This is a genomic window from Psychrobacter sp. 1Y6, assembly GCF_052258385.2.
GTDB lineage: Bacteria > Pseudomonadota > Gammaproteobacteria > Pseudomonadales > Moraxellaceae > Psychrobacter.
In genome coordinates this window covers 1,404,946-1,430,263 of the sequence record NZ_JBQQEW020000001.1, presented here as the reverse complement: position 1 = coordinate 1,430,263, position 25,318 = coordinate 1,404,946, and the positions used below count along the sequence as shown (strand labels likewise).

The 25,318-nt window shown below is 42.4% G+C and carries 23 protein-coding genes and 1 pseudogene; 15 read left to right on the top strand and 9 right to left on the bottom strand.

The genetic code is table 11. The features are described 5' to 3' along the window. The first annotated feature begins 40 nt into the window (after nt 1-40). From murB to ACTXGF_RS19760, 4 genes are all read left to right on the top strand, one after another. Nucleotides 41-1,081, top strand: coding sequence for a UDP-N-acetylmuramate dehydrogenase (gene murB / locus ACTXGF_RS19775; protein WP_443534341.1), 1,041 nt, complete (start codon nt 41-43; stop codon nt 1,079-1,081). Nucleotides 1,082-1,130: 49 nt separating this feature from the next. Beyond that, nucleotides 1,131-1,859, top strand: a complete 729-nt coding sequence (locus ACTXGF_RS19770) for a YdcF family protein (RefSeq protein WP_443534251.1) — start codon at nt 1,131-1,133, stop codon at nt 1,857-1,859. Nucleotides 1,860-1,974: 115 nt separating this feature from the next. Then, entirely contained in the window at nt 1,975-2,235 is a 261-nt protein-coding gene (gene ccoS / locus ACTXGF_RS19765; protein ID WP_443534250.1) for a cbb3-type cytochrome oxidase assembly protein CcoS, read from the top strand. Between the two features lie 97 nt (nt 2,236-2,332). Continuing rightward, complete coding sequence (locus ACTXGF_RS19760; RefSeq protein WP_443534249.1) at nt 2,333-3,232, top strand: sulfite exporter TauE/SafE family protein; 900 nt, start codon at nt 2,333-2,335, stop codon at nt 3,230-3,232. Between the two features lie 106 nt (nt 3,233-3,338). On the opposite strand, the gene ACTXGF_RS19755 is transcribed toward ACTXGF_RS19760, so the two are convergent. Beyond that, the gene (locus ACTXGF_RS19755) at nt 3,339-4,493 is read right to left on the bottom strand and encodes a DEAD/DEAH box helicase (RefSeq protein WP_102091784.1); all 1,155 of its coding nucleotides are present in this window, start codon (nt 4,491-4,493) and stop codon (nt 3,339-3,341) included. Nucleotides 4,494-4,783: 290 nt separating this feature from the next. Continuing rightward, the gene (locus ACTXGF_RS19750; protein WP_057760416.1) at nt 4,784-4,999 is read right to left on the bottom strand and encodes a cold-shock protein; all 216 of its coding nucleotides are present in this window, start codon (nt 4,997-4,999) and stop codon (nt 4,784-4,786) included. A 446-nt stretch (nt 5,000-5,445) separates the two neighbouring features. On the opposite strand from ACTXGF_RS19750, the gene aroQ reads away from it, so the two are divergent. Both aroQ and ACTXGF_RS19740 read left to right on the top strand, forming a co-directional pair. Then, complete coding sequence (gene aroQ, locus ACTXGF_RS19745; protein ID WP_443534248.1) at nt 5,446-5,982, top strand: type II 3-dehydroquinate dehydratase; 537 nt, start codon at nt 5,446-5,448, stop codon at nt 5,980-5,982. A gap of 123 nt (nt 5,983-6,105) precedes the next feature. Then, nucleotides 6,106-7,407 carry an ABC1 kinase family protein gene (locus ACTXGF_RS19740; protein WP_443534246.1) on the top strand — a complete coding sequence of 434 codons (1,302 nt, stop codon included), beginning with the start codon at nt 6,106-6,108 and terminating at the stop codon, nt 7,405-7,407. Nucleotides 7,408-7,440: 33 nt separating this feature from the next. Here the strand turns inward: ACTXGF_RS19740 and ACTXGF_RS19735 are convergent, their stop codons facing one another. Beyond that, on the bottom strand, nt 7,441-8,271 hold the full coding sequence (locus ACTXGF_RS19735; RefSeq protein WP_057760421.1) for an ion transporter: 831 nt from the start codon (nt 8,269-8,271) through the stop codon (nt 7,441-7,443). A 317-nt stretch (nt 8,272-8,588) separates the two neighbouring features. On the opposite strand from ACTXGF_RS19735, the gene ACTXGF_RS19730 reads away from it, so the two are divergent. The 4 genes from ACTXGF_RS19730 (at nt 8,589) to ACTXGF_RS19715 (ending at nt 12,028) form a co-directional block, all read left to right on the top strand. Further along, on the top strand, nt 8,589-9,338 hold the full coding sequence (locus ACTXGF_RS19730) for a YebC/PmpR family DNA-binding transcriptional regulator (protein ID WP_443534245.1): 750 nt from the start codon (nt 8,589-8,591) through the stop codon (nt 9,336-9,338). A 194-nt stretch (nt 9,339-9,532) separates the two neighbouring features. After that, the gene (locus ACTXGF_RS19725; protein ID WP_443534243.1) at nt 9,533-9,877 is read left to right on the top strand and encodes a FeoA family protein; all 345 of its coding nucleotides are present in this window, start codon (nt 9,533-9,535) and stop codon (nt 9,875-9,877) included. Between the two features lie 96 nt (nt 9,878-9,973). Further along, complete coding sequence (gene feoB / locus ACTXGF_RS19720) at nt 9,974-11,893, top strand: ferrous iron transport protein B (protein ID WP_443534241.1); 1,920 nt, start codon at nt 9,974-9,976, stop codon at nt 11,891-11,893. 9 nt (nt 11,894-11,902) lie between these two features. After that, nucleotides 11,903-12,028, top strand: a complete 126-nt coding sequence (locus tag ACTXGF_RS19715; protein ID WP_443534240.1) for a FeoB-associated Cys-rich membrane protein — start codon at nt 11,903-11,905, stop codon at nt 12,026-12,028. Between the two features lie 112 nt (nt 12,029-12,140). Here ACTXGF_RS19715 and ACTXGF_RS19710 read toward each other — a convergent pair whose 3' ends face one another. Both ACTXGF_RS19710 and ftsY read right to left on the bottom strand, forming a co-directional pair. Continuing rightward, nucleotides 12,141-12,713 (bottom strand): methylated-DNA--[protein]-cysteine S-methyltransferase, encoded by a 573-nt coding sequence (locus ACTXGF_RS19710; RefSeq protein WP_443534239.1) that lies wholly within the window; start codon nt 12,711-12,713, stop codon nt 12,141-12,143. A 54-nt stretch (nt 12,714-12,767) separates the two neighbouring features. Beyond that, entirely contained in the window at nt 12,768-13,679 is a 912-nt protein-coding gene (gene ftsY / locus ACTXGF_RS19705; protein ID WP_443534339.1) for a signal recognition particle-docking protein FtsY, read from the bottom strand. Nucleotides 13,680-14,441: 762 nt separating this feature from the next. On the opposite strand from ftsY, the gene ACTXGF_RS19700 reads away from it, so the two are divergent. The 3 genes from ACTXGF_RS19700 (at nt 14,442) to ACTXGF_RS19690 (ending at nt 17,798) form a co-directional block, all read left to right on the top strand. After that, nucleotides 14,442-14,591 (top strand): hypothetical protein, encoded by a 150-nt coding sequence (locus ACTXGF_RS19700; protein WP_156410696.1) that lies wholly within the window; start codon nt 14,442-14,444, stop codon nt 14,589-14,591. Nucleotides 14,592-14,656: 65 nt separating this feature from the next. After that, complete coding sequence (locus ACTXGF_RS19695) at nt 14,657-16,153, top strand: M16 family metallopeptidase (RefSeq protein WP_443534237.1); 1,497 nt, start codon at nt 14,657-14,659, stop codon at nt 16,151-16,153. A 67-nt stretch (nt 16,154-16,220) separates the two neighbouring features. After that, nucleotides 16,221-17,798, top strand: a complete 1,578-nt coding sequence (locus ACTXGF_RS19690; protein ID WP_443534235.1) for a M16 family metallopeptidase — start codon at nt 16,221-16,223, stop codon at nt 17,796-17,798. Between the two features lie 148 nt (nt 17,799-17,946). Here ACTXGF_RS19690 and ACTXGF_RS19685 read toward each other — a convergent pair whose 3' ends face one another. Further along, complete coding sequence (locus tag ACTXGF_RS19685) at nt 17,947-18,522, bottom strand: hypothetical protein (protein WP_443534233.1); 576 nt, start codon at nt 18,520-18,522, stop codon at nt 17,947-17,949. A 268-nt stretch (nt 18,523-18,790) separates the two neighbouring features. Further along, nucleotides 18,791-19,738, bottom strand: coding sequence for a D-Ala-D-Ala carboxypeptidase family metallohydrolase (locus ACTXGF_RS19680; RefSeq protein ID WP_443534231.1), 948 nt, complete (start codon nt 19,736-19,738; stop codon nt 18,791-18,793). Nucleotides 19,739-20,022: 284 nt separating this feature from the next. On the opposite strand from ACTXGF_RS19680, the gene rodA reads away from it, so the two are divergent. Further along, entirely contained in the window at nt 20,023-21,165 is a 1,143-nt protein-coding gene (gene rodA, locus ACTXGF_RS19675; RefSeq protein WP_057760433.1) for a rod shape-determining protein RodA, read from the top strand. 1,107 nt (nt 21,166-22,272) lie between these two features. Next, nucleotides 22,273-22,614, top strand: a pseudogene (locus tag ACTXGF_RS19670) (septal ring lytic transglycosylase RlpA family protein); the annotation flags it as partial. Between the two features lie 162 nt (nt 22,615-22,776). Here ACTXGF_RS19670 and radA read toward each other — a convergent pair. Both radA and lptB read right to left on the bottom strand, forming a co-directional pair. Next, nucleotides 22,777-24,213 (bottom strand): DNA repair protein RadA, encoded by a 1,437-nt coding sequence (radA, locus tag ACTXGF_RS19665; protein ID WP_290176845.1) that lies wholly within the window; start codon nt 24,211-24,213, stop codon nt 22,777-22,779. A gap of 393 nt (nt 24,214-24,606) precedes the next feature. Continuing rightward, nucleotides 24,607-25,317: an LPS export ABC transporter ATP-binding protein gene (lptB, locus tag ACTXGF_RS19660; RefSeq protein ID WP_379544987.1), complete on the bottom strand. Its 711-nt coding sequence runs from the start codon at nt 25,315-25,317 to the stop codon at nt 24,607-24,609. Nucleotide 25,318 lies beyond the last annotated feature (1 nt).

Genomic DNA, 25,318 nt, shown 5'->3' with positions numbered 1-25,318 from the left:
CGTAGTCAATGATTCAATCGACTTGTCACACGACAATACTATGGCATTGGCCTGTGTTGCTGACTCTGTCGTGACATTAGAGAATGAGGCGCAGCTTGATGACTTTATGGCAGCTTATATAGAGGATACAGCAGACAAATTACCATTGTTTGTACTGTCTGGCGGTAGCAATGTTTTATTGCCTGCCGCGTTAAAAGCCATAGTATTGCAGCCAAAGATGCGTGGTATACATCTGACCAATCAAGCCGACGATTATGTTGATATCGAGGTAATGGCTGGTGAGAACTGGCATGATTTGGTTGTACATACGGTCAATCAAGGTTGGTATGGGTTAGAAAACCTTGCACTAATACCAGGTCTGACGGGCGCGGCACCCATACAAAATATCGGTGCATACGGCGTACAATTAGAAGATCGCTTACAGTATGTACGCGCCTATCATTTGCCGACACAAACTTGGCACCATTTGTCAGCTGTTGATTGCCAATTTGGCTATCGTGACAGTATTTTTAAGCGCACACCAAACACATGGCTTATTAGCCGTGTAGGTTTCAGATTACATACTGATTCCACCAATATTCTAGCCAGTTACGGCGATGTACAGACTGTGGCGCAGCGCTATGCGGAGCAACAAGATCGCGAGCACGCGACGCCTGCTGACGTTATGCAAGCCATTATAGATATTAGACAACAAAAGCTGCCAAACCCTAAGCAGCTACCTAATTGTGGCAGTTTTTTTCAAAACCCTATTATCGCTCAGGAGCAATTCACAGCGCTGCAAGCAACTTATCCAGCTATCGTTGGTTACGCGATGCCTGATGCAATGGTAAAGGTTGCGGCTGGCTGGCTCATTGAACAAGCAGGATTAAAAGGCGGCGGCATTGCACCTATTTTTACTCATAAGCAGCAAGCACTAGTACTGACCAACCATACGCCTCAGCAAGCCACGCAAGAGGATGTAGCCATAGCGCAGAAATATATCGCTGCTACTGTCTATGAAAAATTTTCCATTCAATTATCACGTGAGCCAGTCTGGGTAAATGCCGATGGCTCAATTGGATATGCTGAGCATGTGGCCTAAAAAATCATGGTCTAAGCGGCTATTATCTAAACGATTATGGCGATATTACTTGCGGTTTTCTGAACGCATGGTGACACTATTTCGCATTATCAATATTACTTTTATACTAGGCTCCACGTCTGTCATTTTAGTGATTATTAGCTTATTTACTCCGCTGTTTTCGCAAGCAATTGTTTATATCTTTTCTCTATTGCCGCTACCTGATATGCCTGCTGCTGCCATGAGCTCACCGCCTACTGCCTATGTAGTCTTAGGCGGCGGTCTGACTAATGACCACAACAACCAGATTATCTTGAATCATTATAGTCTCAATCGCGCCCGTACCGCTGCAGGCGCTTACCATGACTTACCCCTACCGATCGTACTGAGTGGCGCTGAAGCTCCATGGCTCGGTCAATGGTTGATGGAACACGGTATCGACGGACTGATCAGTGAAAATGCCAGCATGAATACATGTGAAAACGCCCGTTTTACAGCCAAACGTATTCCGCTACGCCATGTATATCTGATTACTGATAGCTATCATATGGCGCGTGCACGCAGACAGTTTGCCTTAAATGGTATCAATAGCACACCACTTCCTGCGCCATTACCAGTGAGGCGCGACTGGATGAAGCCTGCCCACAACTTAAGCCATTCACGGCGCGCTGTTTATGAAGTCGCAGCCTACCTGCGCGATGTGATACGTCCCCAGATGGACTGCCGCCATGCCAATGATGTGACTTCACAGCAGCTATTGACCCCAAGAGGCAATGCCGCAAAAGACTCTGACGAATAAACGTTAAAGACGTATACGATACTATTGAGAGACTCGTTCTAAATGCTACCGATCATCCACTACATTTGTGATGGGTGTATAATAATAAGAGACACTGCTATTTAAGAGATTTGCCATGCTCAGTATATTTTTATTAATTCCATTAAGTCTCATGCTGTTTGTGGTTGCTATTTGGGCAGTGCGTTATGCGGTCAAGTCAAATCAATTCGAAGATCTGGACAATGCATCACAGCGTATTATATTGGATGACCGTCAAGAACGCCGCCAAACCATGCAGGCTCATGAACGCTCAGCACCTACCCAGCAAAAAGACAAAACAGCGGCAACTGATGAAAATAACGATAATTCTGAGATGGATAAAAACTCAGAAATCTAATTTATCTGCCTTATATATGCGTAATTCATTGGTACCGTTTTATTAAATAATTCAGCACTAGCAAGTTCGCCCTTTACCATTCTTAGGAGACGCATTCATGACCATCGCTTTACTTGTGGCGGCATTACTAATGGGATTCTTTGGTTCACCGCATTGCTTAGGCATGTGTGGTGGTCTTGTGACCGCGTTTGGTCTGTCTATGAAAGATGTCAGCCCTGCCAAGCGTCGTGCTTTGGTGGCCACTTACCATCTTGGACGTTTAACGAGTTACGCATTATTGGGTTTGATTGCAGGGCTTATCGGTATTACTGTATTAAAGCCATTAATGATGGGTAATAGTACACCGCGTATTTTATTAGGATTGGTACTGGTATTCGTCGGTGTGACGATGCTTGGTGCACCATTTTTGACTAAGCTCGAACGTTTTGGTATGCGCTTTTGGCAATATCTTAGCCCATTGCGTCAAAAGGTATTTCCACTCAATACTTTTCCGCGCGCACTAACAGCAGGTTTGCTTTGGGGCTTTTTGCCTTGTGGTCTGGTATATGGCGCTCTACTGATTGCGGTCGTTGCTCACAATCCATTAAGCGGTGCTGCGTTGATGTTTGTCTTTGGTCTAGGAACCATACCGATGTTGGTTGCGACGCATGAAACGGCCGGTTGGCTACGTGATAAAATTGGACGTTTTCGCTTAAGACAACTAAATGGTGCGATTATGGTAATTTCAGGTTTGGCAGTAGCGGTCGTGCCCATGGTCATGGCAAATATGCATGGCGGCCATGGTGAGATGAATAATGGTAGCCACACTGCTATGATGTCTGATATGGATTCTCATGATATGAGCCAAATGAATCATGATATGGATATGGCAGAAGACATGGATCATAACATGCAAAATATGGACGACCATATGGATCATAGCATGCACGACATGAGCGATGAATCAATGGACATGAATCACCATGAGCATACTGAAATGATGGAACATGCTCAATAAAGACGTCTAAACAGATATTATTAACACTTAGCATATAAAAAAGCCCTCAATACCATTTGCGATATTGAGGGCTTTTGCTTGTTGAATAATGCTCAGTTTATAGCAATTATTCCTGCCACTGCTCAAGCGTAAACTTGGTTTCTAAATGCTTCTCTAATGCCGGTATATTAAAGGCATCATCCTCACTCACAAAGCTGATGCTAATACCTGTCTGTCCTGCACGGCCCGTACGACCAATGCGGTGTACATAATCATCTGGTTGGTCAGGCAAAGTAAAATTGACCACATGGCTGATATCATCGACATGGATACCGCGCCCTGCTACATCTGTCGCCACCAAGATAGACGCGTGACCATCTTTAAAGCGCTGTAAGTACTTCTCACGTTTTTGCTGGATGACATCGCCCGAGAGCATTACAATATTATGCGCTTGACGCAGCTTGTGATACAGACGCTTTACTTGATCTTTACGATTGGCAAAGACGATGACCTTCTCTACTGCTTCATCACTGATAATACGCTGCAAGGCGTCCAGCTTTTGATCTTCTGTCAGCAAATAAAAATGCTGATCTACTAACTCGCTGGTCTTGTGTTCAGGCTCAATTTCAACAAACTGAGGCTCATGTAACCAGCGGTAGGCCAAATTCATCACATCTTGGTTAAAGGTTGCAGAAAACAGCAAGCTTTGACGATCAGTATTGGCAGGCATTCGACCAACTAGACGCTTGATATCAGGAATGAACCCCATATCTAGCATACGATCGGCTTCATCAAGTACCAGCACCTCTACTCTATCTAGATAGACCATGCCTTTATTAGCAAGGTCAATTAGACGGCCAGGCGTCGCTACCAAGATATCAACGTATTGACGTTCAAGCTCGTGCTGCTGAGTTTCATAGTTAGTACCGCCCATAATACAGACGCTATGTAGCGAGGTATATTTGGTTAATGCAATGCAGTCATCAAATATTTGCTGAGCCAGTTCGCGAGTTGGTGCCATGACCACAGCGCGCGGCTCTCCAAGATAGCGCTCTTCGTCGTTGGTAAATGGACGCTTAAGCAAGGCTTCCATAATAGTCAGTAGAAAAGTCGCTGTTTTCCCTGTACCCGTTTGTGCTTGTCCGATAGCATCTTGATGTGCCAATGTATGCGGTAGTATCTTTGCTTGAATGGGTGTCAATTCAGTAAAGCCTAAATCACTTACTGCACGCAAGGTCGCTGTTGAAAGTGGCAAATCAGTAAACGTTGTAAAATTGCTCAAAAAAATATCCTTTTAAATGAATTGCTCGTATTTTATTAATTATAAATAGGCTCAAAATGAACCTCTATAGGGTCAAATGTAGCGCTTGAACCGTAATCAGTAAGAGTAGCTTTATTAATTCTGCGGAGAACCATCAGACATATAGGCATAAAAAAAGCCAAGCCCGAATCCAACCCTACCAAATATGCTGCGGTTCACTCAACATAGGTAAGATAAGATGGGCTTGACTCAGTAGTATATCAGTAGTTTGTACAGACATTATAACTAAACCGCTTTAATGTCTGAGTAAATTACTCTTCTATCTTTCTGACTTCTTCAGCTTGCAGACCTTTGTCACCTTCCACTACGCTGAACTCAACTTTTTCGCCATCTTTTAGAGAACGATAGCCATCACCCTGAATCGCGCGGAAATGGACAAAAATATCTTCTCCGCTGTCACGTTGAATGAAACCAAAGCCTTTTGAGTCATTAAACCACTTAACGATACCTTGCTCACGAGCTGACATAATATTACTTCCTAAAAAAGTCCGCTTAGCCCTAGCTTCCTTTGCGACATTGCATATAAACAGGGTCTAAGATTATGAAATCAAAAATTAAGAGTATTACTACTCTACTTACCATCGTCTATGTAGTACTTCAATTACCTACATAGTGCTTTCATAACGAATTCGCTAAACGCGCTTATTGTCATGAGATTTGATGATAGCAACAAACTTGCAATATTTATTGCATAAAAAATATCATAGCACGGGTTTTTAGCAACATAAAGACTTTTAATATGCTTTTTGATATCTAGATAATTTTTTTAGACAAATTTTTATAACCTAGCTGGCAAGCTGTTATGATAAAGAGCAAAATGCGTTGAAGCCAATTTAGCTTAACGCCGCGCACCTTAGATTATTCTTATATTATAATAAATTATTAACACCGCTCAATAGTTACCGAGACCATTATGACCTCCTCTACTCCATCAAAAACAGCCGAACAATCGACTAACGAAAATTCAAATCAAATATTGACTCATAAATTACTACTGGTAAATGGCGTAAATCTGAATTTACTAGGCAAGCGGGAACCGCATATTTATGGTCATACGACACTTGCTGATATAGAAAAGCAACTAGTTGAGCGCGCCGCGTGCCACGGTGTAGAGTTAATATGCATACAGTCCAACCATGAAGGTAAGCTAGTAGACGACATTCAGCATCATGGATTGTTGGCGGATAAATCTGCTCAAGTCGATGCTATCATCATCAATCCGGCTGCCTTTACGCATACTTCAGTGGCTCTACGCGATGCGCTATTGGCCACCCAAAAACCATTTATAGAAGTACATTTATCCAATGTTCATGCCCGTGAGCCTTTCCGTCATCATTCATATCTAAGTGACGTTGCGGTCGGAGTTATTTGCGGCTTGGGACAATTGGGCTATCAAATGGCACTTGATTACTGGTTGAGCAATATGTATGCAGTTGACACAAACAAATGATATGACGGCGCTTACTTTTTTATAAATGATTACTCGCGTCTTCACACATTAGTCAAACAGTAATCTTGCAATTAAAATAATAGAATTACGACTGAGCAAACAACCCATTATACGGTGACATGAATGGCAAAATCGTCCGGAAAACGCTTTATGAAACTTGCTGGCATGACAGCGAGTATTGCTGGCAAAGCCGCCAAAAACTCATTTAAGCATCTCTCAAGTGACGAAGAAAAGCGTCTGCAAGCTCGCTCAGATCTAATGCAAGACGTGGGCGTTCAAATTGCCGAGACGTTGGGTGAGATGAAAGGCGCAGTGATGAAAGTCGGTCAGATTGCTTCACAATATAAGGATGTTTTCCCGCCTGAGGTTGCGTCAGCGCTCGAAAAGCTACAGAAAGATGCGCCGCCAATGCCGTATGCGCAGATACGAGCCCAAGTTGAACGTGAATTGAAAGCGCCTATCTTAGAATTATTCAGCGAGTTTGATGAGACCCCCTTTGCCGCAGCATCCATTGGACAAGTGCACAAAGCAACGTTGCCATCGGGTCAAAAAGTAGTGGTCAAAGTCCAGTATCCTGATGTCGATGAAAACTGTGATAGCGATCTCAAACAAGTACGTATGGCTTTAAAAATCGCTGGCGTGCTCAATATGAGCAAGCAACTACAAGAGCAGCTTTTTAACGAGATTCGTCAGAGCCTGCATGATGAATTGGATTATGTCAAAGAAGCTCATAACTTACGCGTGTTTGGTGCTTTTCATGCAGAAGATGAAGGCCTTGTTATTCCCAAAGTGATTAGCAGCCACTCTTCTAGACGGATTTTAACGTTGACCGAAGAGATGGGAGAGACGTTGACTGTCGCTGCGACATGGGACAATGACGTCAAACAAAAAATAGCTGAGCGTTTGTTTCATTTTACCGCAGGCCAGCTATTTGGCTTATACCGTATGCACTGCGACCCTCATCCAGGTAACTTTGCGTTCCGTCATGACGGTAGCGTCGTGGCATATGATTTTGGTGGCATCCGCAGTTATAGCGATAGCGAAGTGCAGCTATTCAAACGCTTTGTCAAACATGCGCTAAGAGGTGACGTCACTGCACTTGAACAAGATCTGATTGCACTAGATATTCGCCGCGAAGATGACAAGAACATCCCTGGTGAATTTTATGAAAAGTGGCTATCAATCGGACTCAAACCTTTATCCATTAGCCCCTATCAAGAAGGTTCATTTGATTTCGGTAGTAGCCAAGTCCATCACGAGGCCATTGCACAGATGCGTACGTCTTTGAAGTACTTTGGTCAGTTCCAACCCTCAGCTACCACTATGATGCTAGACCGTACTGTATCAGGACAATACTGGAATCTGGTCAATCTAGGCGTCGAGATCGACCTGTCACCACTGGTTAATGAATATGTCGATGCGTAGTAAGTATACTGACTGTCACGATTAAATCTATCTCTAGATATGTAGCGCGTGTCCGCAACGATCGCAAAAGTCTGCCCCTACTGCATGGCCGAATTTACCACAGTTTGGACAAGTCACTGGGTTAAGTTGTGGACGCATGTTACGTGCTAGCTCTGACGTAAAAATACCTGTTGGTACAGCAATAATCGAATAACCCGTGATCATGACCATGGTTGCAATTGCTTGGCCGAGTGGTGTTTTGGGTGACATATCACCATAGCCAACCGTCGTCATCGTGACAACTGCCCAGTAGATAGACAGTGGAATACTGGTAAATCCATTCTCCGGCCCTTCTACCACATAAATAATTGAACCGAAGATGGTTACCAATAATACAAGCGATAAGAAAAAGACCGTGATTTTCTGCTGACTGGTTTTTAATGCAGACGCCAAGAACCCAGCCTGTTGCATATAGGCTTTGAGCTTAAGAACGCGGAACACACGTAAAATACGTAATACCCGTATCACGAGTAGATACTGTACACCCACAAACATTAGGCTCAAATAACTTGGCAATACAGACAGTAAATCTACTATCCCAAAGAAACTAAAAGCATAGCGTAAGCGGTTGGGTGCTGAAAACAGCCTTAACGCATACTCAATGGTAAACAAAATGGTAAAAAACCACTCTGCATAAAAGAACAACGTGCCATACTGCAAACGCATATATAGCACACTATCAAGCATAACGACGGCCACACTGGCTAAAATTGCAATCAGCAATACAATATCAAATAGCTTACCCAGACGAGTATCTGTGCCTTCAATAATGATATGCGTACGGTTACGCAAGTGTGTAAGAGCTTCGGCGGTTGGTTGCTTCATAGAATCAGTACTTTATAAAATCAATGGCTTGATAGCAAGCAATGACTTAAAATGTGATGGATAAGGGCAAGTTGGTCAAAATAGCTAAAACTGGTTTATAATATCGCTCACCTATCACAGTGAATACAATCTATAAGTTGCCACAGTGTAGCAAAAAAGCACTCTCAACAACATACAAATCGTTAACGTGCCAGTAGCGCTACTACCTCAAATAGACAAAGTAATGATAGTATAAAATCAGGCAATCAGATATCGAAGGTTGTTGTTGATCACTTTTTTTACCCATAAAAATAGTACGTAGAACTTAAGGATGTTATATGGCAGGCCATTCAAAATGGGCAAATATTAAACACCGTAAAGCCCGTCAGGATGCAGTAAGGGGTAAGATATTTACCAAGATTATTCGCGAAATCGTTTCAGCTGCCAAACAAGGCGATCCCGATCCTGACAAAAACCCACGCTTACGTGCCGTTATCGAAAAAGCCCTATCCGTCAATATGACGCGCGACACGATTAATCGTGCTGTCGACCGTGGTACAGGTGGCGGCGATAATGAGAATATGGAAGAAGTCAGTTACGAAGGCTACGGTGTTGGTGGTGTGGCTGTACTGGTCGAAACCATGACTGATAATCTTAACCGTACGGTCAGCGAAGTACGTCACGCTTTTACCAAGAATGATGGTAATCTTGGCACATCAGGCTCAGTGGCGTATCTATTTACTAAACGTGGTGAGATCACTTTTAACGATGTTAGTTTAGAAGATGAAGTCATGCTCGTTGCACTAGATGCGGGCGCCGTTGATATTGAAAATGATGGCGAAAGCTTGCTCGTTATTACTGAATGGGAAAGTTTCGGTCAAGTCCAAGATGCCCTTAATGCGGCTGGTCTGATTTCTGACAACGCCGAGGTCACTATGTCACCATCTACCACGGCTGAGATCGACAATGTCGATGATGCTGAAAAGATCATGAAGATGATTGATATGCTAGAAGATGCTGATGATGTGCAAGAAGTTTATACTAACGTGAACTTCTCTGCTGACGTCATGGCGCAGCTTGAGGGATAATTTAGACAGTCTCGAATATAAGTAGTAATGCTAAATATCTCTGCTAAAAAACCAGATGGTTCCATACTGTCTGGTTTTTTTTGTTATCACAATAACGCTTTATAACGGTTGTTTTTCTTATAATCGAGGCATATAATTAAACAAAAATAGTAATAGTTATCATTTGCAAAGACATAAACCACTAAGGACTCTCTATGAGTTTGACGATTCTACCCTCTTATCCCATCACTGCTGACTCTCCTACTCTCACAGATAAGAAAATCACTCCATCACCTTTGTGTTCATTACTAGAGCTAAATAAGCGCCAACCTGCCATCATTGACGACATTGTTGCCAATAAACGATTTGGTGAAATCGATGGTGCGATCAGTCAAAGACTCAAAGACTTGGGGTTTTTGCCGAATACTGTGATTCATATTGTTGCTAAAGGTCTGTTTGGTAAGCCGCCTTATGCTGTGCAGCTGAGTAGTGGTGCTCAATTTAGCTTGCGTACCGATGAGCTGGTAAAAATCAGATGCCGCGCGATAGTATCAGCATAAAGATAAATGATAGACCTGCACTGTTCACTCAATGCCAACCCGCTTTATCCAAACAGCTTCCTCATATAAATTTCTCCAGAAGCGATGCATAAGCTTATGTCCTCTTCAGTATCAATTTCAGTACCAATCAAACAAATCAAAGCCAGTACAGCCCCTATCACACTGGCTTTGGTAGGTGCGCCCAACTGCGGTAAAACGGCGACTTTTAATGTACTCACAGGCTCCAAAGCCAAAGTAGCCAATTACTCTGGCGTTACTGTCGATAAGCGTAGTGCCAGCCTACTTGGTCACTCCAATGTCAATATTTTAGACTTACCAGGTACCTACAGCTTAAAAACAGCCAGCCTAGACGAAGAAGTCACTCGCAAAGTTCTCTTTGGTCAAATGCCTGGTGAATCTATCCCTGATGGGATCATTTTTGTGGCAGACGCCACCAACCTGCGCATGTCCATACGGATGTTGCTTGAGCTAAAAAACTTGGGCCTACCCATCATTGTCGCACTCAATCTGAGCGACGTTGCACATAGCCGTGGTCTTGTAGTAGATGAAGCGATATTGTCTGATGAGCTGGGTGTGCCTTTCGTCAAGACTGTTGCTATCAAGCGCAAAGGCTGCGAACCATTACTGAATTTGGCTAGTGAGCTGATTGAGTATATCGGTGGTAGTGATCAACCCATACATTTTTTTGATAGTGATAGCGACACTCATGCCATGTATCAACAGGCTGATGACATTTTGAGCCGAGCGGTGACGAGAGCACAACGTTTGCCAAAGTGGCATGAGCGTCTGGATCAACTGACTCTGCATCCTGTCATAGGCGTGGTTATTTTATTGATGATTCTTTTTGTCATATTTCAAGCCGTATATGCATGGGCTGCACCGCTGATGGATGGTATTGAGTGGCTAGTTGGTAGTGTGGGCACACTACTCATGCAATGGCTACCAGATGGTATCTTACAGAGTCTCATAGTAGATGGCATTGTGGCTGGTGTAGGTAGCGTCATAGTATTTATACCTCAAATCACGCTACTGTTTTTGTTCTTATTGATATTAGAAGACTCAGGATATCTACCCCGCGCAGCGTTTTTGTTAGATAACTTACTGGCCAAAGTGGGGTTGTCTGGACGCTCATTTATTCCATTATTATCAGGTTTCGCTTGCGCTGTACCAGCCGTTATGTCGACCCGTACGATTCCTAGTCATAAAGAAAGATTGGTAGCGATTGCAGTACTACCGATGCTGACCTGTTCGGCTCGTCTACCGATTTATGCGCTCATTATTGCGGCAGTGATACCTAGTCAGACGGTACTCGGTATATTTAATTTGCAAGGCATCACTTTATTTATCTTATATGTTGCGGGCACTTTATCAGCAGCGTTGGTCTCATGGTTATTTAAACATTTTCATAATGCAAAGTCAGAATCATCTGCTTTTCCATTATTAATGGAGCTACCAACTTATCGTATGCCCAATGTTAAGCATATCGCTGGTGAACTTTGGGACAAGGTGAGTACATTCTTGAGAAGAGCGGGTACGGTTATTTTCACTCTATCCGTTGTACTATGGGTGTTGGTCACCTTTCCTTCTGCACCTGCTGATGCAACTGGACCCGCTATTGATTATAGCTTTGCTGGCATGCTTGGGCATTTGATTGAACCTATTTTTGCACCCATTGGCTTTACTTGGCAGATGTGTATTTCTTTGATCCCAGGACTGGCAGCGAGAGAGGTCGTTGTAGCAGCATTGGGCACAGTATACGCGGTGGGCGGCGTTGGTGATGAAGCCATCAATCAAACACTGATTCCTATCATCCATGCCCAATGGGGTCTAGCCACTGCTTTTTCATTCTTAGCATTTTATGTGTATGCCCCCATGTGTTTGGCTACCCTTGCTGTTATTCGCCGTGAGACCAAGTCTTTTAAGCAGACTTTTGCCATTACTGGGTATCTGTTTATTCTGGCTTATTCAATGGCTTGGGTAGTTTACCGAATCACGGGACAAATTTTTGGATTTTAAGGAGTTGATATGAATACATGGTTAGAATACTTTCTTGTCTTTATCATCGTTGCCATCTCTGTCTATTATGTATGGACAAAGATTATCTTTAAGAAATCTCAAGGCTGCTCTGGCTGTAATAAGTGTGCCAAATAGCCAGAGCACTATATAAAAGAAACACCACATAGAAAAAGCACTAAACCCGATTACAGGCTTGGTGCTTTTCTATATATTTAATAACTTAACGGATACAGCGATATATTCGCTACTACGATTTACATTTGACCCCTTCGAGCGCTAGCAAATATTCCTTTTTGTCCAGCCCGCCTGTATAGCCACCTAGCTTGTCATCACTGGCAATCACTCGGTGACAAGGGACGATAATACTAAAAGGATTTTTACCATTGGCCTGCGCAACCGCGCGAAACCCCTTTGGGCTGTTAACACGCTGCGCGAGGGTGGCATAGCTAATGGTTTCGCCATACTCAATACCTTGCAGTGCCTGCCATACTCTTTGCTGAAACTCAGTACCCATAGAGAAGTCTAAAGGCAAATCCAACGTCTTACGTTTACCGTCAGCATAGTCTTTGAGTTGGAAAATCGTTTCTATCAATAATGCTTGAGCAGGATCATTCATGCTTAGGCTATTTTTATCTATAAAAGTAAAGTCTTCATCTGTCAGACCATAATACTTTTTAAGTTTAGGTACAGATTTTGAGCTATGCCATGAGTTACCCGCCAGCAGCCAGTTGGCTTCAACAAGTATAGGTTGACCATGCTCATTAACACGAGCAATCAGTGTTAATCGATGTGACCCAAAGTCTGCTGTGGTAACTATCATAGCGTCTACTTCCCTATTGTCTTAAAAATAATTTACCAGATAAAAATGGCTATTTTATTCTTTATCGTCGGTCTCGAACAAGGCGGCGACAAATTGCTTCGGACTAAAAGAACGCAAGTCATCAATCGACTCACCCACACCAATATAGCGGATAGGCACATCTGTCGTTTCGGCAATATTAAACACCACGCCACCTTTAGCCGTACCGTCTAGCTTAGTAATAGTAATACCTGTCAGCGGCACAACTTTATTAAACAGCTCAACTTGGTTGATAGCATTTTGACCCGTGCCAGCATCTAACACAATCATACCTTCATGCGGAGCACTTGGATCCGCTTTACGCATGACACGTACGACCTTCTCTAACTCTGCCATCAAATGCTTTTTGTTTTGCAGACGTCCCGCAGTATCGGCGATGAGTACATCGATATTTTTTGCTTTGGCTGATTGCATCGCATCAAAAATGACAGAAGCGCTGTCAGAACCATGACCTTGAGCTACCACTGGAATATGATTGCGCTCGCCCCAAATCTGTAGCTGCTCAGTAGCTGCCGCACGGAACGTATCACCCGCTGCCAGCATGACTGATTTGCCTTCACCTTGTAGGCGCTTGGCAAGCTTACCAATCGTTGTGGTTTTCCCTACGCCATTGACACCTACTACCAATATAACAAACGGCTTTTTGCTAGTATCAATCACCAATGGCTCAACTTTTGGCGTGAGGATATCAACCAATTCACTTTGCAACGCTTTATATAAAGAGTGTGCATAAATCAAGTCACCACGATCTGTCTGCTCGGTGAGGCTCTTGATGATACGGTTCGTCGCGTTGACGCCGATATCAGCTACCAATAGCTGATCTTCGACTTCTTCTAAGAGCTCGTCATCAATCTCTTTACCACCGATTAAGATACTGACCATGCCTTCGGCTAAGTTTTTGCGTGACTTACTGAGGCCCGTTTTCATACGGTTGAACCAGCTACCCTTTTTCTTATTTTCTTTAGTCTCTTGTGACTCTGTAGCAGGCTCTTTGGTAGTAGCTGCCTGTGTGTCGCTGTCAGCCACTGGGTTGACACTTGGCGTATCACCCAATTGCTCTTGCAACGGCATAGCAGGAATGGTTGACGCAGTATTAGATGGACTTGTAGCGGCTGTCTCTTTAGCGCTCGAAAAGCTTTCAGAATGACCTTTAGGGACATTATGCTCTTCTGTCATGACAATTGGCGTCGCTAAAGCAATATTGTCTGCAGCGTCATTACTAGAGACGTCTTGGTTTACCGTACTGTCCTTTTGCGGAGCAACACTTTCTGTTTCATCAATAATGGGCACAGATTGCACCGGTAGACTGGGTAAGGTAATATCATCGTCATCTAAGTCGTCAAGACCAGCATCAAGGTTAATGACTACGCGGTTGCTATTGTTTAGGTTGTTCATAAGTTTGCCCTAAAAGTTATCACGATCAATTATTTGTTTATTGTTAACGGATTTATAGGTTGTCATCTGGCTACGAGCGACATGACGCTTAATTTTGATCTATTTTAGCATAATTCAAGTCATGCTCAGCCCTTACCCTATTAGACTATCGTCAAAATTTATCTGTTTAAAAAATCACTCGATAATTTGAGAAAGTTTTGCTTAAGGTTTGGACACAAAATTCTGACCTGTTCCTTGTCGGACTTCGCCTACTCTACCAAGACTTATTCGATAAATACTTATTAGGAATCCGTTATGTCATTATTCTCTAAGCACTATAAAAAAATCAGCAGCATCAGTGTGGCTGTTTTATTAACGACGACTATATTGGTGACCGGTTGCACCACGACGCAAGAGTTTAGACCGACTGCTAGCGTTATGGTTGGTGCTCAGACCTCTTTGTAATGCCATTTATTACTATGATTAGCATTTAATTCTTCTATTATTATTTTATATAAGTAGACCATACCATGCCATTGTCTTTACCTCTAGCAGCTTCGCCATTACGCATGGCTTGTGCCTTAGCAGTAGCAGCGTCACTTGCTGCATGTCAAACCAATACGATGCCTACTAACTCTGCAACCGCGACAAGCTCAATCGCAACCGATAGCTTGGCTCAAAACATATCAGATGAAAATAAAACGAGCAAAGACATACAGTCATCTGAGTTGACAATGGACATGTCAGGTAGACATGAATATCAGTTAGAAAATGGTCTAAAAGTCGTCATAAAAGAAGACCACCGTGCCCCTGTCGCTATGACACAAATCTGGTACCGAATGGGCTCGGCAGATGAGCCTCTTGATAAAGGTGGTATCTCCCACTTACTCGAGCACATGATGTTTAAAGGCACGGCCAACGTTTCTAGTGATGATTATGAGCGGCTAATTGCTAAGTTTGGCGGCGTCAACAATGCCTTTACCAGCTATGACTATACCGGATACTACGAGCTATTCCCTGCCAATCGTATGCCGTTAGCGCTAGAGCTTGAAGCAGATCGCATGAAAAACCTTATATTCGATGACAAAGAATTTGCCAAAGAGCATCAAGTGGTCATGGAAGAGCGCCGCCAACGTACTGATGACAATCCGCTTGCCAAAGCGTATGAGTCATTTCGTCTGCTAGCTTTGCCTGACAGCCCAAAAGGCGAATCTGTCATTGGGCCTATGAACGAGCTAGAATCGATTAAACTTTCAGATTTAAAAGACTGGTATAAGACATGGTATGCACCAAATAATGCAACGTTAGTCATCGTCGGCGACGTGCAACCGCAAGAAGTACTTACTCAAGTCAAACGTTACTTTGGTGATTTAGAAAAAAGCAACCTACCCAAACGTACTTCTGTGACTCAAAAAGGCTTCCGTGGTTATCAAAAGGTCGACTCTGAGCAAGCCGTACAAGTGCCCGTTCTACTGATGGGTTACAACGTGCCAAGCCTTGCCACGGCAGGCTCAAACAATGAAAAACAAGCTTATGCCCTGTCACTCGCTCAAGATGTGCTCGATGGCGGCTTATCTGCACGCTTAGAGAGTCGACTGATACGTGAGCAAGGTCTTCTTACCACGGTTGGTACTTCTTACGACTTGCTAGATCGCGGTGATGGGCTGTTTTTGATTCAAGCAACACCTCGTGAAGGCGTCAGCTTAGAGCAAGCACAACAAGCCATAACCTCAGAAATAGAAAAGCTAAAAACCGATCCTATTGCCGATGACGAAATCAGTCGTGCCAAGACTAATACGGTTACTGGTTTGATCTATGCACAAGACAGCATGGAAGGACAGGCACGTATGATTGGCTCGTTACAATCTATCGGTCTAGATGACAGGCTACTTGCTAAGTTGCCAACTAAGCTCGACGGTATCAGTGTGGCTGACATTCAGGCTGCCAGTAAAAAGTATTTGGTCAAAGACAACTTAACGGTGATGCATGTCGTACCACCTAAAGACAATAAAACCTCAGCGAAATAGTCGCTGCCTATTATCAAACGTCTCATAGAAATGACCATAACACCGTATTCTTAATAAGAAGAAACTCATGATTCAGAATAAATACGACCCTAAAGCAAGACAAAAATTTTTTAAGACTGCTTCATCCTCTATAAAAGGCACTATCGCATCTACAAAGCGAGCCTACCTCAGTGCTAGCGTAGTTTTTGTTTTTAGCGTCTTAGCTACTACTGCGCAGGCAGATACAACAGCTGCTGAAGATTACCGCGCACCTACTGCAGTCGATGCAAGTGCGCCAATTGCTGCTCTATCTAAGCTAACCAGCTTAAACGATGACAAACCTTTAAAAGTCACCGTACCGACCATTCAACAGTTTAAGACCAAGTCTGGCGTACCTGTTATGTTTGTACAAACGACCACCTTGCCAATTGTCGATATTGATTTGCGTTTTAATGCGGGTAGCGCGCGTGATGGTAGTATCAAAAAGGATGGTTTTGGTATTGCTAATATGACAGCGACGATGCTCGAACAGGGCTCAAAAAGTCTAGATGAAAACGCATTTACACGTGCAGTGGAAACGTTGGGCATCAATCTAAGCAGTAGCGCCTATAAAGATATGTTCGTCGTTTCACTGCGTAGCTTATCTGATGATAAGCATCTCCTACCAGCCATTGATTTAATGACACAGATGGTAAGTGAGCCTACGTTTGACGAGCAAGTTCTAGCACGCAATAAAGCAAGACTGTTGGTAGGCCTGCAGCAACAAAAACAAGATCCCAATAGCCTAGCAAGCATCGCTTTCAATGATGCTTTGTACGGTACTCACCCTTACGCGCATCCATCAGTCGGCACGCTAGAAAGCGTTCCTACGATTGAGAAGCAACAACTGATAGACTTTAAAAACAAATATCTAGTGGCAGCAAACGCATCTGTCGCTATGACCGGTAACCTGACATTAGAACAAGCCAAAAAACTGGCAGAAGACATCACTGCTAAATTGCCTGCTGGCCAAGCTGCCACTGATTTACCTGAGCCGAAACCGCTTACCAAAGCGCAGCACGTTCATATTCCATTTCCCAGCACTCAAACCACTGTACTCATGGGACAGCTGGGTAGTAAACGAGCTACCGACCCAATAGCACAGCAGCAGCAGACCAACTTTGCTGTTGGAAATGAAGTTATGGCAGGTAGTGATTTTAATGCGCGACTAATGACGGAGGTAAGACAGAACCTTGGCTATACTTATGGTATCTCGGGGTCGATGAACCCAATGCTCTCTCGAGGTCCCTATCAGATTGGTTTTTCAACACGTAATGACAAGGCTCGTGCGGCTATTGATGCAAGCTTAGCGGTTATCAATGAAACGCTAGACAAGGGTGTCACTAGTGAGGAGATGCGCCTGACTACAGATAATTTGAAAAACAGCTTCCCGATGGGATTTGCAAGCAATGCAGGTATTAATGGCTTACTCGGAATGATGAACTTTTACCAATTACCGAATAATTACTTAGCTGACTATACGAATCGCATTGATCAAGTCACTCTTTCAGAGGTCAATCAAACCATGCGAAATACGCTAAAGCCTGATAACTTTTTGATAGTTACGGTTGGGCAAGAAGATCCGTGGAAAGAAAATAAAGCGGCAAAAAAAACCAGTAAGAAATAAATCGCTAGGAAGTAGTTTAGAAAAGATAAGGCTTATTAATTTTGTGGACGTATTATAAGTGGTAAAGAATACTGCTTATAATATGTCCATTAATATTTGAACGGTTATATTTTTTAAATAAGAAGTGGAATATTAGGAATGCTTAGTATTAAGAATACTTGGCATCAGAAATTTTTAGCGCAACATCATAGACAAAATGCTCAGGCTTATGGGTAGCCCCGTTATAGCTCAAACGGATAACATGCTTATCATAAGACGTCACTTTATAATTACCATTGGCAAAATTGTGTAGCGTTGGCACAATTAATAGCGCTTCTATCTGACGGTTATCTACTTTAACATTGAGGCGCTGACCCTCTCGCGGATATAAAAAATAATCACAGTAGTCATTTACCATGACCTCTGATATACGTTCGATAACCTGATTACCTGTTTCTTCTTGAATTAATTTTGGACAGACATCAGAGCGCTTAGAGGCCAAACGAGCATAAGAGTTCTTGATACTATCTTCTATCTCTTTAGAGCTTTGTATATGTCTATCAGCCTTATCCGTCACTATCATATTGTTTTCAGAGGACATCTCTGTACTACACGCACTAATCAGAAATACCGACATAAGTGCAGAAGTAAACAAAGCACCATACTTATAGTTAGAGTGCAAAAAACTTTGTTTCTCGTTATTTAATCTATGATAGCTTTTCATCGTCGAGCGCTGATTTTTCATAGTTTTCGCTTAAAGTAAATTTGGTGGTTTTCTTTATAAGCCATGAAAATATAAAGGCGATTGATAACACATATTATTAAAGCATAGTTTTTAAAGACCAAACAAATTTTTAATGGACTCATGCGTCTAGCCTATAAATCCTACCAAATAATTACAAAATTATTATTTTTAGTAAACATCGTAATAGTATATATAAAAATGAATATATATCTAGAGTTATCTCGGCTAACTTTATAATTATTTAAATTCTCGATTCTTGACAAGTCAATTAATAACGGCAAGAAGAAGAACTACTAGCGTGATTGAATCCCCATTTGCGATAACCATCAGTATCTAAATGAATAGCCCCTGTCGCATATAATCCTAAGCCAAAGTTATAAGGCTGTCCTTGATACTGCCAAAACTGACATAATCCATCATGCATGGTACTCAAGCGCCATAAATTGTCTTCGTACTCAGGCACCCAGATATCCATAGCACTTGCATTCATATGCTTACTACCGTCTGCCCCGCCTGCACAGTCATTCAAACCTGGGTTACGATATACCGAACGTATCTCACTGCTGAGTGGTAAAATACCTTGGTTTTTCAACTCACTATAAAGGCGCAATGTTGGTACAATGTTAGACCATAACTCCTGAGGCGGCAATTGATACGGCTCATACCCGCATTTACTCCAACTACGGGCAGTCGTCAGCAGTTGAGACAATGGCGGTACATTCTGTGACCCGACTCGTGCGCTGAGATAGCGTTCATACTCTGCTACTTGTCTGGCACGATAGCTATTGCTATTTAACCATGCATTAAAATCCATATTCATAGAATCGTTATAAGCACCATTATAGGTGTTGTTTACTGTACTATAAGTAGTACCTCGTCTCACTACATTCACACGTTTGTTTTCTTCAATGGACAACCTAGCATCAATCTCGAAATCACGCTGTTTTTGTACAATCAAGTTTTGCATACTGTCGCCATTTGATGCATTCGCACCACTCAACATAGTGACACCAGGACGCTGATATGAGCTGTTAGTAGAGGGCGTTATATACGCATTACTGTTACTACTTTTACCACTACTTTGACGTATTTGAATACGGCGTTCACTATCGTCACTGATAATAACGGCATGAGCACTGACACTGCCAGCACACAGGATAAGAGTAATAATAGGTTGGCAAATTTGCCTATACGCATGGGTTTTTGATTTTATCATTGCAAGAAACTACCGCTAAAAACGTTTTATCGATACTATCAAATTTTCAACAAGCAGGCTAAACTATCGCTTCTAATTTGAAGTCCAATATTGATAATTAACACTTATCCTTACAACTTTTATAATTGAGTGACTTTATTATTATTTGTGAATTATATAGCCATTGCTTGCTCGCATATTTTTATTAAAGTCGGTACTTTTAAGTACGCTTCTCATCATTATTTATAATGAGCTAATTTAGTTAGTACTTCCCTCCTACACCAATTGTTAGCCAAATTCTGCCTATGTCTTCTAACCCGCAATATCGTTTTTCACGTCAAAGCCATCATTTGGGTCAAGGTCACGCACCGACACTATGGCAACGTATTCATATCGACCCATGGTTAACTTTACTGTTATTGACGGTTTGTTGCATTGGTCTGACGATTCTATACAGCGCCGCAAGCCAAGATATTGGTATGGTCATTCGCCAAATGGTCAGCTATGGGGTGGCATTTGCTGTAATGTTTACCATGGCGCAGATACCGCCCAGTCTCTATCGTACTTTTACGCCTATATTTTATGTCTTAGGGCTTATATTATTAGTGCTGGTAGATATTATCGGTGAAGTACGTATGGGTGCTCAGCGCTGGATCAATTTGCCTGGGTTCGGTAGTGTGCAGCCTTCAGAGTTTATGAAGCTTGGCATGCCAATGATGTGTGCTTGGTTTTTGTCTAAGCGTGATTTGCCACCGTCAGCGTCTAGTATTGCTATTACCTTGGCATTGATCATTGTACCGGTGCTATTAATTGCCAAAGAGCCCGATCTTGGTACGTCACTACTGGTCGCTGCTAGCGGTATATTTGTGCTTTTCTTAGCAGGCCTTTCATGGCGTCTAATCTCTGCTGCTGTAATTTTGGCTGTACCATTTATTGCCTTTGCTTGGAACTTTTTACTTCATGACTATCAGCGTACACGGGTATTAACACTCCTTAATCCTGAAGCAGATGTACAAGGTGCTGGGTGGAACATCATTCAATCGAAGACAGCTATTGGTTCAGGCGGCCTCACTGGAAAAGGTTATCTAGAAGGCACGCAATCACACCTACATTTCCTACCAGAAGGCCATACTGACTTTATTATTGCCGCCTTCTCCGAAGAATTTGGTTTACTCGGTGTGATGCTACTGATGTTCATTTATTTCTGCCTTTTATCACGCGCCCTATATATCGCTTTCACTCATCCTGATGTTTATAGTAGATTGTTGGCTGGTGCTATCGCCATGTCTTTCTTTGTTTATATATTCGTCAATGTCGGCATGGTTGGCGGCATTTTGCCTGTCGTAGGTGTTCCACTACCATTTATTAGTTATGGGGGTACGGCTATCGTGACTCTGATGGCAGGATTTGGCCTACTCATGTCTATCCATACACATAAATCCGGCTAATTTTGTATCAGGTACTTTTTATACAAACCAACTTTAAAGTAAGTCGTTGTAATAATTATGGTAGTGCCATTAAGATAAATTGTTTTGTACTACTAATGATTTGATAAAAGACAATGATCCATAGCGCGAAGAAGAGTTTTATTCTTCGCGCTATTGCTTTTTTATTTTAATGGTTTTCATATAATGTATGTTCGTATCAACTACTATAATAGTTACAAATCTGAAATAATTGTTCGTTTTAGCGCCTCCTATTTTCACTAAAAAATAGACACAATTTCCGATATCAGTTAATTGCCTATGAGTCTAGAAAGATTTTATTCCTTGTTTTTTACAAAAAATTGCGTTAACCTCGTTTTACTGTACTCTGATACATAACCCGTACATAGCTACTAATAAACTTTGCATTTAAATATATTTAGGTTGTAGCGTAGCCGTATAGTTAGCATCTTGTAGATTCCAGACTTTCAAATACACTACTTAATTAACGGTTTGATAACATAGCGATACGCGATGTCCTCTGAACCATTTATTAACGTAGCATTCTAAAGAAGTTTGTATATCGCACATTATGTAAATACGACATATAGTGACATTGTCATTTAGTCCTGATTTTGGACTTTGTATTCAATGCTTATCGCTAACTATCATTTGAGCGTATCGTTAGTCACTTTAGCTCTATTTCTGCTGAACACTGATGATAATGAAATGAAAAATTACCATATATTAATATCTATAAGAGCCACGCATTAATCAATATTAAAACAATAGATTAATGCCATGCTCAATCTAAAATATTTAGAGTTAGGTTTTGATGTATAAGTTATAGAGGTATTTATGAACAAGCGTTTATCTGGTTTACTTACAATGTCAGCAATGTTATTTGCTGGCTCTGCAGTCGCGACCAATGCAAGTGCTGTAGAAGCAAAGACCACACTTGCTATGATTTCGCAAGATAACGCCTCCCACATTGACCGTGTACTTGGTGAATTAAGCCGTCAGCATGATGGTGCATCAAGTTTGGTAAAGTCAGCCCGTCAGCCGACTTCATTGGCACTTAGCAGCTCATTGTTAGCCAATGATACGACACAAGTTACCAATGATGAAGATGTATTAGAGCGCCTAACAGCTGTCGCCTCTAACTCTGTCAGCAAATTTAAGCAAACTGGCCTTGCGTCTTGGTATGGTCGTAAGTTTCATGGTCGCAAAACTGCCAGTGGCGAAACTTTCGATATGAACGGTTTAACTGCAGCGCATCGCTCATTACCATTGAACTGCTATGTCAAAGTTACTAACAAGACCAATGGTAAAAGTGTCGTGGTAAAAGTGAACGATCGCGGCCCATTCCATGGTAACCGTGTGTTAGATTTGTCTTATGGTGCTGCCAAAAAACTCGGTATTACGAGCAAAGGCGTGGGTAACGTTGCTATTGAGCGTGTTGCAGGACCTTAATTCTAGGTATCAGTTTTAAAGACCAATAATATTACTAGCCTATATAGCAAAAAAAGCCTAACTAATAATTAGTTAGGCTTTTTTTATGGTTCATATTTATCGCTCTATGCTAATAGTAGAGACTAAACCACTCAAAACAAAGTACTATTAATCCTATGTGCTTTATAACTCAAATGCGCTTTCGATAGCATCATCGAGTCGCTCAACAGCAATCACATTGATACCTTTAAACTGAGGCGCATCTTTAGCAGGTGCATTGGCCTTTGGGATGATGGCATGCTTAAACCCATGCTTCATCGCTTCTTTCAGGCGCTCTTGTCCGTTAGGTACTGGGCGTATCTCACCCGATAGACCGACTTCGCCGAATACTGCTAATGAAGATGGTAATGCCTTCTCTTTGATGCTTGAAGCACAAGCCAACAATACGGCCAAATCAGACCCTGTCTCTATGACTTTGACGCCACCAACGACGTTGACATAGACATCTTGTCCACTGGTATGGATCCCGCCGTGGCGATGCATCACCGCTAGTAGCATGGATAAACGTTGGAAATCTAGACCCAACGCCATCCTTCTAGGCGAACCTTGTGAATCATCGACCAAGGCCTGCACTTCTACTAGTAACGGCCTTGTACCTTCACGGCTGACCATCACCACAGATCCAGCAACAGGTTTATCGTAACGACTTAAAAATATCGCTGATGGATTGGCGACTTCTTTGAGCCCCATATCAGTCATACCAAAGATGCCTAGTTCATTAACCGCACCAAAGCGATTCTTAACCGCACGAATCATACGAAAACGCGAGTCAGACTGGCCTTCAAAATAAAGCACGGTATCAACCATATGCTCTAATACTCGCGGACCTGCTAGCGTACCTTCTTTGGTTACATGTCCTACTAAAAATAGTGCCGTTCCCGTTTGCTTAGCATAGCGCGTCAAAATCGCAGCAGACTCTCTAATCTGACTGACACCACCTGGCGCAGAATTGATGGCATCCGTATAAATCGTCTGAATAGAATCAATAATAGCGATGGCTGGCTGCTCTTGCGTTAATGCAGCACAAATGGTTTCTACGTTAGTTTCGGCCAGTACACGCAGTCTATCAGCAGGCAAGTCTAAACGTTTGGCTCGCATGGCCACCTGTGCAAGTGACTCTTCACCTGTCACGTATAACGCACTACCTGCTAGTGAATCCGCCCGTGCCATATTGGTCGCCGTTTGCAGTAGAATCGTTGATTTACCAATACCTGGATCACCACCGATTAACACCACAGAACCTGCCACTAGTCCACCGCCGAGTACGCGATCGAACTCACTGATACCGGTTGGTAGGCGCGTGTCGAGCGTCACACTTACTGCATTAAGCGGCATGACAGCACTGTGAGTACCAGAGTAGTTACCAGCTGGCGCACTGGTACCACGAGTAGCAGCTCGTGCGTTATTGGGCTTCGCGGTGCTTTTATTGTGATGTGGCATGCTGACATTTGGGGCTTCGACCAAGCTATTCCATTCCCCGCAATCCGTACACTGCCCGGCCCATTTACCAAAATGCGCGCCACAATGCTGACAGACATAGCTGCTTTTATTTTTTGCCATAGCTTATAAGCCTTATTCAAAGGATCAATCGAGAATAATGAAGAAAGTATTGTCACGCTTTATAAGCGCTGATTCAAAAATATTTGTCATGATAAGTCAGCCATTAGTTTTACAAGCTGTACTTGAAAGAGGATGATATTAATTGTAGAGATGTTAATTGTAGATATAAGTAGTAACTGGCTTATAAGCTCTATATAAAATAGTTTCAGCCAGCTCTATTAGTTAATTAGAAAACACAAAATTGTTGGTATGAATTTTACGCAGCGTTTTGAAGGCAAAATGCAGAGGAAGTAAGGAAAATCTATGCCACCACAACTCTACTTTAACGGCATCTTTCTGTTCTGAGTGCACTATATAAAATAGAGTATGAGATAAGAAATTTAACGCTCTCACTTATACTTGAAAGTCTTTACCTAGATAAACGGATTTCACTAAATCATTTTCTAACACTTCAGCCGAAGTGCCTTCTGCAATGATAGCGCCTTCTGATACGATATAAGCCTTTTCACAAATAGCCAGTGTATCTCGAACATTGTGATCAGTGATTAAAACACCAATGCCGCGATTTTTAAGCGTCAAAATAACGTCTTTAATATCGCCAACAGAGATAGGGTCTACCCCTGCAAAAGGTTCATCCAATAAGATAAACTTAGGATCAGCGGCCAATGCTCGCGCAATTTCACAGCGTCGACGCTCACCGCCTGACACGCTCATACCCTGAGACTTGCGCACATGTTCTAAATGGAACTCACCAATCAATTTTTCAAGTTCTTGCTGCTGTTCAGCTTTACTTAATTCTGTACGAGTCTGTAGGATAGCTAAGATATTATCTTCGATAGACAATTTACGAAAGATTGATGCCTCTTGTGGTAGATAACCAATACCTGCACGCGCTCGCTCGTGCATTGCGTATTTAGATAAATCCATTTTACCTAGCGTCACACGGCCTTTATCCATATTGACTAATCCCACTACCATATAGAAGCTAGTTGTTTTACCAGCACCGTTAGGCCCTAACAGTCCGACAACTTGACCCTGTTCGACAGAAAATGAAACGTCTTTGACCACCCAACGCTTTCCATAGCGCTTGCCTAGATTTTGCATA